General features: G+C 64.5%; 12 protein-coding genes. 6 read left to right on the forward strand and 6 right to left on the reverse strand.

Features of this window, described 5'->3' with window-relative positions:
• Positions 1–83: 83 nt before the first annotated feature.
• The 3 genes from H9L06_RS03420 to H9L06_RS03430 form a co-directional block, all read right to left on the reverse strand.
• Complete coding sequence (locus H9L06_RS03420) at positions 84–812, reverse strand: SDR family NAD(P)-dependent oxidoreductase (RefSeq protein WP_187555852.1); 729 nt, start codon at positions 810–812, stop codon at positions 84–86.
• Positions 745–1,974 (reverse strand): PQQ-dependent sugar dehydrogenase, encoded by a 1,230-nt coding sequence (locus H9L06_RS03425; RefSeq protein ID WP_246454475.1) that lies wholly within the window; start codon positions 1,972–1,974, stop codon positions 745–747. Before H9L06_RS03425 ends, H9L06_RS03420 begins: the two co-directional genes overlap by 68 nt.
• 65 nt (positions 1,975–2,039) lie before the next feature.
• Positions 2,040–3,464 (reverse strand): FAD-dependent oxidoreductase, encoded by a 1,425-nt coding sequence (locus H9L06_RS03430; RefSeq protein WP_187555853.1) that lies wholly within the window; start codon positions 3,462–3,464, stop codon positions 2,040–2,042.
• Positions 3,465–3,583: 119 nt separating this feature from the next.
• Here H9L06_RS03430 and H9L06_RS03435 point away from each other — a divergent pair, with 119 nt between their 5' ends.
• The 4 genes from H9L06_RS03435 (at position 3,584) to H9L06_RS03450 (ending at position 7,185) form a co-directional block, all read left to right on the forward strand.
• Positions 3,584–4,153, forward strand: a complete 570-nt coding sequence (locus tag H9L06_RS03435; RefSeq protein WP_187555854.1) for an NADPH-dependent FMN reductase — start codon at positions 3,584–3,586, stop codon at positions 4,151–4,153.
• A gap of 171 nt (positions 4,154–4,324) precedes the next feature.
• A complete protein-coding gene (locus H9L06_RS03440; RefSeq protein ID WP_187555855.1) occupies positions 4,325–5,734 on the forward strand; it encodes a hemolysin family protein in 1,410 nt (469 codons plus the stop codon).
• The gene (locus H9L06_RS03445; protein WP_187555856.1) at positions 5,731–6,786 is read left to right on the forward strand and encodes a CNNM domain-containing protein; all 1,056 of its coding nucleotides are present in this window, start codon (positions 5,731–5,733) and stop codon (positions 6,784–6,786) included. Before H9L06_RS03440 ends, H9L06_RS03445 begins: the two co-directional genes overlap by 4 nt.
• A 33-nt stretch (positions 6,787–6,819) precedes the next feature.
• Complete coding sequence (locus H9L06_RS03450) at positions 6,820–7,185, forward strand: VOC family protein (RefSeq protein WP_187555857.1); 366 nt, start codon at positions 6,820–6,822, stop codon at positions 7,183–7,185.
• Positions 7,186–7,296: 111 nt separating this feature from the next.
• Here H9L06_RS03450 and H9L06_RS03455 read toward each other — a convergent pair whose 3' ends face one another.
• From H9L06_RS03455 to H9L06_RS03465, 3 genes are read right to left on the reverse strand one after another with little or no spacing between them, the layout of a single operon-like run.
• The gene (locus H9L06_RS03455; protein WP_187555858.1) at positions 7,297–7,839 is read right to left on the reverse strand and encodes a YaeQ family protein; all 543 of its coding nucleotides are present in this window, start codon (positions 7,837–7,839) and stop codon (positions 7,297–7,299) included.
• Between the two features lie 45 nt (positions 7,840–7,884).
• Complete coding sequence (locus H9L06_RS03460; RefSeq protein ID WP_187555859.1) at positions 7,885–8,679, reverse strand: nitroreductase family protein; 795 nt, start codon at positions 8,677–8,679, stop codon at positions 7,885–7,887.
• A gap of 51 nt (positions 8,680–8,730) precedes the next feature.
• Positions 8,731–9,072, reverse strand: coding sequence for a hypothetical protein (locus H9L06_RS03465; RefSeq protein WP_187555860.1), 342 nt, complete (start codon positions 9,070–9,072; stop codon positions 8,731–8,733).
• 128 nt (positions 9,073–9,200) lie between these two features.
• Here H9L06_RS03465 and H9L06_RS03470 point away from each other — a divergent pair, with 128 nt between their 5' ends.
• Together H9L06_RS03470 and H9L06_RS03475 are read left to right on the forward strand one after the other, a co-directional pair.
• Positions 9,201–10,370 (forward strand): type III polyketide synthase, encoded by a 1,170-nt coding sequence (locus tag H9L06_RS03470; protein ID WP_187555861.1) that lies wholly within the window; start codon positions 9,201–9,203, stop codon positions 10,368–10,370.
• Positions 10,367–11,251, forward strand: a complete 885-nt coding sequence (locus H9L06_RS03475; RefSeq protein WP_246454476.1) for a methyltransferase domain-containing protein — start codon at positions 10,367–10,369, stop codon at positions 11,249–11,251. The genes H9L06_RS03470 and H9L06_RS03475 overlap by 4 nt, the downstream gene beginning before the upstream one ends.
• The last annotated feature ends 136 nt before the right edge of the window (positions 11,252–11,387 follow it).

The raw sequence follows: 11,387 nt of genomic DNA on the forward strand, positions 1-11,387 counted from the left end.
GCGATATGGAACCAACAACTCGCTATCGACGTCACGTAAAAACTTCTGGAAGGGGAAGGTCGGAAAAATTTGGCCCGTCACCATCAGCTAAGTTTCACCCCCGTCACCTCGCTGAGCAACCTCAGAAGATCCTCCTGAAACCCAACGTCGTGCACCGCGGGGTGCGGTTCGCGCAGCTGCTGATAGTGCCAGTAACGTCCGCTCACGAGGGTCTCTGGGTTGTTGGTAGTGGCGAGCCACGCCTGCGTGACGTGGCCGAGCGTGATGTCACCGGTCGCCTTTGGGCCGCCCATGCGCGTGGGCATCCAGCCCGGATCCACCGCGTGCGAGAGCACGCCAGACCAACGCCGAGCGACCGCCGCCATGAGTGTCGTCACGAAGAGCTTGCTGTCGTTGTACGACATGGGCCGAGCGCCGCTCCAGTCGACGCGCAAAAGGTCGGCGACGCCCTGCTTGTGCAGCCCGCTACTCAGATAGATGAGGCGCCGCACCGGAGTGATGCGCGCCGTGAGAATGTAGGGCGCGAGCACGTTCACGTTCAGTACGTCGGCGCCCTCCCACACCCCGCAGTTGTGCACCACGACGTCGATCGGACCGAGAGCGAGCGCCTGATCCGCAACGTCATTCACCTCATCGAGGCGCGCGAAGTCACCGACAACGCACTGGGCTCCACGGTCTAAGAGATCCACCACTGCCTCGCGCCGCTTCGCATTGCGCGCGTGCAGAATCACCTCGTGCCCATCGTCAAGCAGCGACTCGGCGGTCGAGCGCCCCAGCCCATCGGTCGATCCGGTCACCAGAATGCGTGACATCACTCCCCTCAAGCTCGATGCGCAGAATGCGGTCGTCGCCGTCGCGCGGGCTGCCCCGCCCATCGGTGTTGTTCGTCAGCACCCAGAGCGCACCATCGGGAGCCACCACCACATCACGCAGGCGCCCGTTTTCCCCCACGAAGTACTCGGTCGACGTGCCCAGATCTGCCAGCGGCACCGCCCGCAGTCGCTCACCGCGCAGGTTCGCAACAAACACCGTGTCGCCCGCGGTCGCGATGCCGCTCGGGCTCGCCTCGCTCGTCGCCCACTGCTGCACCGGATCCACGAAGCCGACCTCGTCGCCGATGCCCTCGACCTCGGGCCACCCGTAGTTGTTGCCCGCATCGATGACGTTGAGTTCATCCCAGGTGTTCTGGCCGAACTCGCTCGCGATCATGGTTCCGTCGCTCGCCCACGCGATGCCCTGCGGGTTTCGGTGCCCGAGGGTGAAGACGGGTGAGCCGTTGCTTGGATTGTCTGGCGGCACGTCGCCCTCTGGGGTGAGCCGCAGAATCTTGCCCGCGAGCGAGTCGGGGTCTTGCGCGAGCCCGGCGTCACCCGCGTCGCCCGCGGTCACGTAGAGCATGCCGTCTGGGCCGAACGCGATGCGCCCGCCGTTGTGGTTGCCGGCCGCGGGGATCTCGTCGATGATCACTTGTGGATCGCCAAGCGTCAGCTCGCCTGGGTCTCCCTCGAGTGCGAAGCGCTCAACCCGGTTGCCGTCTGCCGCCGTGAAGTAGGCGTACAGATACCCCTCATGCACCGCAATCCCGAGCAGGCCGCCCTCTCCCCTGGGCGTCACGCCGTCGATCCTCGCGACCTCGCGCGTGGTGCGGTCGGAGTTAGCGCCGCCTTCGATTTCGAGGATTCGGGCGGTGTCTCGTTCGCTCACGAGGGCGGTGAAGTCTTCTGAGCCTTCGTCGCCAGTGTTGTCTGCCGGGACTAACGCGACAGACCACGGAACCTCGAGCCCCTCAGCGATCACCTCGACCGTGCCGAGGCCGGGCACCTCCTCTTCGTTCTGAGGCGGAGCCACCCTCGGGCCGTACAAACCACCACCGGTGCCGCCCGAGCAACCCGCGACGAGCGCGAGCGAAAGCGCGGCGACGAGTGCGGCTCCAGAAACAGTCAGAGCCCTGCGATCCTGCCACCGACTCATCATGTACTCCGATCCTTCATCGATCCCGAATTCGTACGTTCCCGAATTCGTGCAGTCCCGTTACCGCATCACTCGCGCAGCTGCCCGAGCACCTCGTTGAGCGCTTCGGTTGACGAGGGGTGTGTCCAGATGCCGTCGCGTAACTCGCTCGCGGTCACCCCGGCCCGCATCGCGAGCGCCACGAGGTTGATGACCTCTTGTGAGTCGACGTGGAAGAGCCGGGCGCCGAACACTTTGTCGGTCTCTGCGTCGACGACGAACTTGATGATGCCGCGAGCATCACGCAGTGTCTTCGGCCTCGGCATCGCCTTCACGTCCACGACCTGCGCGAACGCCGTCTTCACGCGGTGCCCCTGCTCGGTAGCCTCACCCTCGGTCATACCGACGCTCGAGAACGGCGGGGTGATGAACACCGTCGATGGCACGCCGACGCGGTCGCTGACGCGACGCTCGCCCGATCCACTCACCGCATCGAGCACTACGCGGTAATCGTCGAGCGAAATGAATGTTTGCTGCAGGCCACCGCGCACGTCGCCCATTGCGTACACGCCCGCGGCCGTGGTGCGCAGCTGGTCGTCGACGACGACCGCTCCCCGCGCATCAATGTCGACCCCGGCGGCGGCGAGGTTCAGGTCGTCGGTTGCGGGCCTGCGCCCCGTCGCTAAGAGCACGGCGTCGGCGGCGAGCGCCGATCCACCGTCAAGGCGCACGACCACCTCGCTGTCGCCGTCTTCGAATGACGTCGGTTCGGTGTTCGTGCGAATCTCGATACCGCTCTCGGTGAGCACGCTCGCGACCGCGCCTGCGACATCTGCGTCTTCGCGCGGCAGAATCCGCTCGCCTCGCACCAAAAGCGTCACCTGCGAGCCGAACTGCTGAAACATCGACGCGAATTCGAGCCCGATGGGCCCAGCCCCCACAATCGCGAGTCGCTTCGGGAACGGGCGCACATGCTGCAGCGACGTCGAGTCGTGCACGCGGGGCCCGTCGGCGCCGGGCAGATCGGGCATTACGGGTACGGCCCCCGTGTTGATCACCACGGTTTCGGCGACGATGCGCAGGTGTTCGGCGCGGCCAGATCCACCCCCTCGCGGCTCGACCTCGACCTCGCGCTCGGCAACGAACCGTGCGCGGCCGTCAACGACGGTTACGAGATCACGGTCATTCAGCATCGCGAAGTTCACCGCGTTGAGCTTCGCGATGAGCTGGTCGCGCGTCTCGACCGCCTCGGTGAAATACGTGTGTGGATCGTCACCCCGTCGCCGCACACTCGCCTCGTGCACGAGCGCCTTCGTCGGCACACAGCCAATGTTGATGCACGTGCCGCCATACATATCGGAGGACTGCTCGACCATCGCAACCGTCTTGCCCTGCGACGCCATCGCGGCGGCGAAAGTCTTGCCGCCCTTGCCCCACCCGATCACGAGCACATCGACCTCGAGTGTTGGGGTCGAAACACTCGACCGAAACTCACTCCCTTGCGCGTCAGCCATGCCTACAGGTCTAGCACGTGGGGCTCATGACCGAAAGCGGGTAGCCAACCGGCGAAATCGGGCGGATACTGGCAAGGCACCTCCGTTCAACATCGCAGTTCAGCACTCAAGGAGCAGTCATGTCATACAAGGTTGGTTACTTCGTCGGAAGCCTCTCGTCCACCTCGGTGAATCGGATCCTCTCGAAGGCGCTCATCAACGTCGCGCCAGATGATCTCGAGTTCACGGAGATCCCGATCCGCCAATTGCCGCTCTACAGCCCCGATTACGACGCCGACTACCCGGCCGAGGGCAAGGCGCTCAAGCAGGCGATCGAGGCAAGCGACGCAATTCTCTTTGTGACGCCCGAGTACAACCGGTCTATTCCCGGCGCGCTCAAGAATGCCATCGACTGGGCGTCGCGGCCATGGGGTCAGAACTCGTTCGACCACATGCCCACCGCGGTCGCGGGTGCGTCGATCGGCGTTATCGGAACGGCTGTAGCCCAGCAGTCGCTGCGCGCCGTAATGTCGTTCTGCAATGCGCGCCAGATGACCGCACCCGAGGCGTACATCCATTTCAATCCAGACGTGTACCAAGACGACGGCACCATTACCAATGCAGACACCGAAGAGTTTCTCCGGGGCTTCATGGCCGAATTCCGTGAGCACATCGAACGCGTGCACACCGTGCTGCCGCGGAGCTCGTGAGTTCAACGACAACTGTCAGCGAGTTCCAAGTTGTCGGGAACACCACTGTCGATAAGGTAAGCGAGACCACAACTGACCCACGAGAAGGAATCCCGTGCGCCATACCCGTTCGTCCTCTGATCAGGAGGGTCGACAACCGACCCCTCACGTTTTGAGAGGGGGTAGGGTTCAGTGATCGGCGCGGTGCTCACACTGCTGCTCGGCATTCTACTCACGCTGGCAATCATCGTCGCGTGCGGCTTCTTCGTCGCCCAAGAATTCGCGTACATGTCGGTTGACCGTTCGCGAATGACGGCGCTCGCCGAGAAGGGCGACGCGAAGGCGAAGCGCGTGCTCGCAATTACCAAGCGCACGTCGTTCATGCTCTCGGGCGCACAGCTCGGCATTACTGTGACGGGTCTGCTCATTGGCTACGTTGCCGAGCCGCTCATTGGCGAATCCATCGGTACGCTCCTTGGCGGGGTCGGCATCGACCCGGTCGTCTCCGTGCTCATCGGCACGACCGCAGCGCTCATTCTCGCGACGATCGTCACCATGATCTTTGGCGAGCTCTATCCGAAGAACCTCGCGATCGCTAGCCCAGAACCACTTGCCCGCGCGCTTGCGGTGCCGACCCGGGTGTACCTCGTGCTGTTCGGGTGGCTCATCACCATCTTCGATAAAGCCGCCAATTTGCTTCTTCGCATGGTGCGGATCGAACCGCTCGAAGACGTCGACGAAAGTGCGACCCCTCGCGACCTTGAAGCAATCTTTGATGAATCTCGACGAAGCGGTCATCTGCCGGATGAGTTGTCGATCGTGTTCGACCGCATTCTCGACTTCCCGCAGCGCGACGTTGAGCACGCGATGGTTCCGAGATCCCGCGTCGACGCCGTCGCCGCAAGCACTACGGTGGGCCAGATCCTCTCGATGATGTCGACCGGACACACGCGATACCCGGTGGTTGGCGGACAAGACGATCCAATTGGCATAGTCGAACTCATCGACGTCTTGCGCGGCAACTACGACCCCGCCACCCCGGTCACCGAGGTGATGCGTGAGCCCGTCGTACTCCCAACGGCGATGCTGCTCCCGGCCGCACTGCTCCGCATGCGCGAGACCCGCAATGAACTCGTGTGCGTCGTCGATGAGTACGGCAACTTCGACGGAATTCTCACCATCGAAGACCTCACCGAAGAAGTGATCGGCGAGATCGAGGACGAGCACGACGAAGAGTCAACGGGCGAAGTGAACATCGGGGCCGACGCCTGGCAGCTCTCGGGCGACGTGCACCTCGACGAGCTCGAGCGAATCATCGACTACGATCTCCCCCACGACGACGCCGAAACCATTGCGGGCCTCCTGATCCACGAACACGGCGACCTGCTGCCCGAGGGCAGCACCGTGCGCATCGATCTGCCCGAGCGCACCTCAGAAATGGTCGAGGGCGTCGCGGTCACGCGCTGGCTCGAGATTCAAGTGGTCGAGGTTGAACGGCACGTGCCCTCGCAGGTGCTCGTGAAGTTGTTTGAAGAAGACGAGGCAGATGCGGTGACTGAGCTCATCGATGGCAATGCTACGGACGAGGGGGTGACGCGATGAGCTGGTGGATGGTCACCATCATTACCGTCGCTCTGATCGTGGCGAGCGCGTTCTTCGTCATCGTCGAGTTCGCATTGCTCGCGGCCAGGCGCCACCGGCTCGAGGCTGAGGCAGATGAGAGCCGGGCCGCGCGAGCTGCGCTGCGCAGCATGAACGAGCTCACCGTCATGCTCGCGTTCGCGCAGCTCGGCATCACGATCTGTACCTTCTTGCTCGGGGCTGTGACGAAGCCCGCGCTCGACTACGCACTCTCCCCCGTACTCACCGCGTGGGGCTGGCCGTACGTCGTAGCCGACATCACCGCCTTTATGATCGCGCTCATCATCGTCACGTTCCTCCACCTCGTCATCGGCGAGATGGCGCCGAAATCGTGGGCAATCGCGCATCCCGAGGTGGCTGCGAAGGCGACCGCGGGTGCGGCACGCGTGATGACGTGGCCCCTGCGCCCGTTCCTATTGTGGATCAACCACATTGCGAACCGCCTCGTGAAAGCGTCAGGCGTCGAACCCGTCGAAAAGGCTGCCGCCGGCGGACAGGATGCGGACACGATCCAGCAACTCGTCACGCACTCGCGCGCGGCCGGGTCGCTCGACGATCAGTTCGCCGAACCTATCTCGCGCACCATCGCGCTCGGCGCCCTCACCATGGGTGACCTCGTGAACACCGAGCAGCGCCCAACCTCGGTATCTTCGAGCGCGACCGTTGCTGACTTGCAGCTCGCGGCCGCGACATCAGGTCACCTCCGCATTCTGGTCGGTGACGGCCCGAACTGTCGAGTGGCCCACGTGCGAGATACGCTCACCATCACACCCGAGACGCGTGCCGAGAGCATCGCTCGGCAACCGCTCGTGCTCACCCCAGAAGACTCCGCGTACGACGCGCTCGCCACGATGCGCAAGCAGAGGGAGCAGCTCGCTCTCGTCGTGGGTGACAACCGCTTATTCGGCGTCATCACGCTCGACGACCTGCTGCGTGAGGTGCTGCCCGGATCCACCGACACCGGCGAGGTCGGAGTCGAGATACAACCGGAGAAAGAAATTCGCAACCTCTAGCGTGGCTTGGTGCGTGCGGGTTAGTGTCTCTGCATGAGTCACGTACCTGAGCACCATTCCATCAACTACGTCGAGATAACGGTCACCGACCTTGAGCGCGCAAAGCAGTTCTACACGAACGCGTTCAACTGGGTCTTCAAGGATTACGGCCCCACATATGCCGCAATTCTTGGACCGAGCGGATTCGATGAGGTCGGCGGGTTACTGGTCGCCGAGAAACCACGGCCGACCGGCGGCCCGTTCGTGCTGCTGTACTCGGCGAACCTCGACGCGTCAGCCGCCGCGATCGTTGCGGCAGGTGGCGAGGTTACAGAGGGGCCATACGAGTTCCCGGGAGGGCGCAGGCTCCACTTCACTGACCCCTCAGGCAACGAGCTCGGGGTGTGGGCTGAGCACTAGGCGTTTGCGAGTGCTGTGCGCCCGTTGAGTGGTCACTTTGGTGCGCCTCCGAGATAAGAAGCGCACCGAAGCGACAACTGAACAGTGAGTTAGTTCAACGCGAAGCCAAAATTACCCGAGGCGGCGCTCGTCAATCGTGGTTTCGAGTGTGGCGCCGTTGAGCACAAGGTACAACTGCCCCTCTGTGGCTGAGCAGGTGAGTGTGTTGCGCCGCTCAAGCGAATCCGCGGCCGCATCGATGAACCTTCGGTCGAATGCTCGCACGGCGATGCCCTCCGCTCGGTGGATCGTCTTCCCCGCCCACGACCCGAGTAGCTGATCGACGTCACGGTGTGTGTACACAGCAGCGGAGCCAGCGAGCTTCGAGCCGTGGTGCAGCCGCGCGGCGTCGGGTGCACCCACTTCGATCCACTTTGTGATCTGCCCGGTAAGATCGCGCACGAGCAGCGCTGGTTCATCAGTTGACGAGACTCCCCCGGCACCGAACGCGATGCCCTCCTCGTATTCGAGCAGGTAAGCGAGCACACGGGTCACCATATAGGCGTCGGTTTCTGAGGGGTGCCGGGCGACACGTAGCGAAAGTTGCTCGTAGACCTCGCGATCCACATCTGAAAGTTCAACCTCGAATGTGTGGATCGTCGCACCTATCGTCATGGTGTACGAGCTTATCGCGGGCGGTCGCGCTGCCCACGCAATCCCCTACGCCTCGTCCCATCCTTCTTGCGGCACCGTGCAGCGCTCGCGGAAGACGAACTGCGACGGCGGCTTGCGCTCGCGGCTCGACCAGTCGATGACCGGGCGACTCGGCTGCTCAGGCACGTACCCGAGCCGATACAGCGCCATGAGTTCGAGGTCGTCGGGCACCTCGAGCAGCTCGGTCAGTCGTTTCCACTGCGAGGGCATCTCCATCGGAAACGAGATGAACTGAATGCCCATGCCGAGTTCGACGGTGGTGAGCCAGATGTTCTCCATCGCGGCGCCGAGACTGAACTGGCAGTAGAAATCGGCGAGCGGGTGCGCGTTGCGCTCAGCACGGTCGAGCATCACCCCGAAGATCAGCGGCGACCCCGCGACAAGCTTGCGGTTCTCCTCGCCGAGCGTCTGCGGCACGCGAAGCGCCCGCATCGCGGTCACTCCGGCCGGGGTGAACACCGCCTTGGTGAACGGGCGCAAAGCTGCGGGCAGCTTGTCGAAGTACATGCCCGATCGGTGCTCCGCCATCTCCTCTGCGCTAAACCTGAAGTGGTGCCGGTAGCGCTTGAAGAACGAGCCCTCAGAGATCACTGCGGTCATCGACTCGCCGCTCACGCGCGCGATGGTGTCGATCGTGTCGCGATCCTCAATCACCACGAACCGCCACGGCTGACTGTTGAACTGCGACGGCGCCGAGGCCGCCGCCTTGATGAGTAACTGCTGGTGATCCTCCGACACCTTGTCGGGCAAGAACGGTCCGTTCGTTGTGCGACGGCCGAACAGTGCGTCGAGAAATTCCACGGGGGCTCCTTTCGGGAGGCGGGTCGGAAGCGTGGGTCGGCGTTCAGGTGGTTACGGGTGAGAGATCCACACCCCGAGCGCAGCGAGATAACAGGGCGCCGCGCTCAGGCCGACCGCCGCGTGGCGTGCGGTGTGTCTGCGAACCGGAGTGGTGACGAACGGCAGCAGCGCGAGCGGCACGAGCGCGACGACGAGCAGCGCGGCGCGCACCCAGTGAGCGGGCACGGCCGCAACGATCGCGACCACGGTGAGCGCGGCCGTCACCACGAACAGCGCCGTGTGCCAGCGCCGGTTGATGCGTCGGCCGCGAAGGCTCAACGTGCCAACCGTGACGGTCGCGAGGTAGGCAAGCACCGCAAGCGGCGTGAATGGAATTGCCTGCATGATCTGCAAGAACGCCCTCCCGCCTTTGGCAGCGCCCGGCCGCGGCCCGGTGCTGTGAGTTGTTTCGAGTGAACCGGTCGGGGCCGGGTTGTGTCAAGGGGTTCCCCTGAGGGCGCCACGGGGTGTTCGATAGGGAGATGACCGCCCGCATACTCTCGATCGGCACCGCGGTGCCAGGCCCGCCGTTCGACCAGGCCGCGGCACGAGACCTCTTCGCCGCGCAACCCGGCATCGACCGGCTCGCCGCGCGGCTCATCCACTCGGCGTTCGACCATTCGGCGATCGAGACTCGGCACGCGGTCATTGGGGGCCAAGGCGCCGGTGGTGGATCGGGTCCCGGCGAGCCCGTGCTCGGTGGATCTGCACAGAGTGGATCCGCACAAAGTGGATCAGAGCTCTGGCACCCCGCCTTCGTCGACGACAGCGGGGTGATTCGCACACCCACGACCGGCGAGCGAAACGCGATCTACCGCGCTGAGGCGCCTGCGCTGTTTGCGGACGCGGCGCGATCCGCCCTCTCGGAGGCCGAGTTCACCCCGGGCGAGGTGTCCCACGTCGTGACCGCCTCGTGCACCGGGTTCTTCTCACCGGGCCCCGACTTTCTGCTCGTGCGCGACCTCGGGCTCGCGACCACGGTCCCACGCACGCACATTGGTTTCATGGGGTGCTCGGCGGCGTTCCCCGCCCTGCGCACTGCGTCGCAGATCTGTGCTGCCGACCCCTCGGCCGTCGTGCTCGTGGTGTGTGCTGAGATTTGCTCGATCCACCTGCGATCGTCGACCGACACCGAGCAGATCGTCGCCTCTGCGGTCTTCGCCGATGGTGCCGCCGCGGCCGTCGTCGTGGGTGCCGACCACGCAACCCCGCCCGCGAGCCCCTCGCTCCAACTCGGCGAATTCAACACCTTCATCACCGACGAGGGTGAGGGCGACATGGACTGGACCGTCGGCGACCAGGGATTCGAGATGCGCCTCACGGCAAATGTGCCGCGCATCATCGGGCGCGAGATCGCGGGCGTCGCGGCGCAACTGCCCGGAATTGAGTTCTCCGATGCGTGGGCCGTGCACCCGGGTGGGCGCAGCGTGCTCGACCGCGCGCAGGCCGGTCTCGGGTTGCGTGATGACGCTCTGGATCACTCGCGCGCCGTGCTGCGCGAGTACGGCAACATGTCGAGCGCGACCGTGCTGTTTATATTGCGTCGGCTGCTGCGCGACGACTCGCTGCGCGACGGCGCGCAGGTCGCGGGGCTCGCGTTCGGGCCCGGGCTGACGGTCGAGGCTGCGCGGTTCGTCAGGCAGGCGGGGTGAACGGTATCGAGGGCGTAGGCGGTGTGAGCGATAACGAGCGGCTGAACACGGCGTCGCGGGGATTTCTAGCGAGCCTCGACACACGCGATACCCGCCTCACCGAACTCATGGATAACCCCGCCTGCGACAAGCGCGAGCTCCGCCGCACCCTTGAGCGGTTTCGGTTGATCAATCGCCTCGTGAGCGGATGGGGTCGCGCGTACCGTTCCCAACTCCGGCCAGTGCTCGCGGAACTCCAAAGCCAGGGACAGGTCGACTCGCGTGCGCGACCCGAACCCCAAATACGTTCTGGTAACCAAACGCGGCTCCACGCTTACAGACAACGCCCTATCCGCATCCTAGACATCGGCTGCGGTGGAGGCGACGTACTTCGGCGCATTGTGCGGCTCGCGCGGCGCGACGGTTTCGAGGTCGAGGCACTCGGCATCGATGTGGATCCCACCGCTATCGCGGTCGCGCAGTCCCACCAGTCGCGGAACCCCGTTTCGGGCCTCACCTTTCGACAGGCGACGAGCAGAGACCTTGTTGCCGAGGGCGCAAGATTCAACATCGTGATCTCGAATCACCTGATCCACCATCTCGGCGCCTCAGAACACAGTGACGCCGAACCCAGCGGCTCTGAGTTCACCGAACTGTTCGCGGACTCGGCGCGGCTCGCGATCCACCTCTGCGTGCACTCAGACATTGCGCGACACCGCCTCGCCTACGCCGCCTACGCGCTGCTCGCGGCACCCCTCACCATCGGCACCTTCGCCTACACCGATGGGCTGCGCAGCATTCGCCGCAGCTACACGCACGCCGAACTCGTCGATCTCCTTCCGTCGAACTGGCGCGTCGAGCGGGCGACCCCCTTCCGCCTCCTCGCGGTGCTCAAGCGATAGGGCGGACTCAGCCCCAGTGAGCGTCAGGCGAAGTCCGAGCGTCATGCGAAGGATTTTCGGCTGAGCGTTAGCCTGATGCTTGATTTTCGCCTGGTCGCTAAATGGGGTGGGTGGATCGGCACCCGGGCAGATGTGG

This window comes from Leucobacter denitrificans, from assembly GCF_014396385.1.
GTDB lineage: Bacteria > Actinomycetota > Actinomycetes > Actinomycetales > Microbacteriaceae > Leucobacter > Leucobacter denitrificans.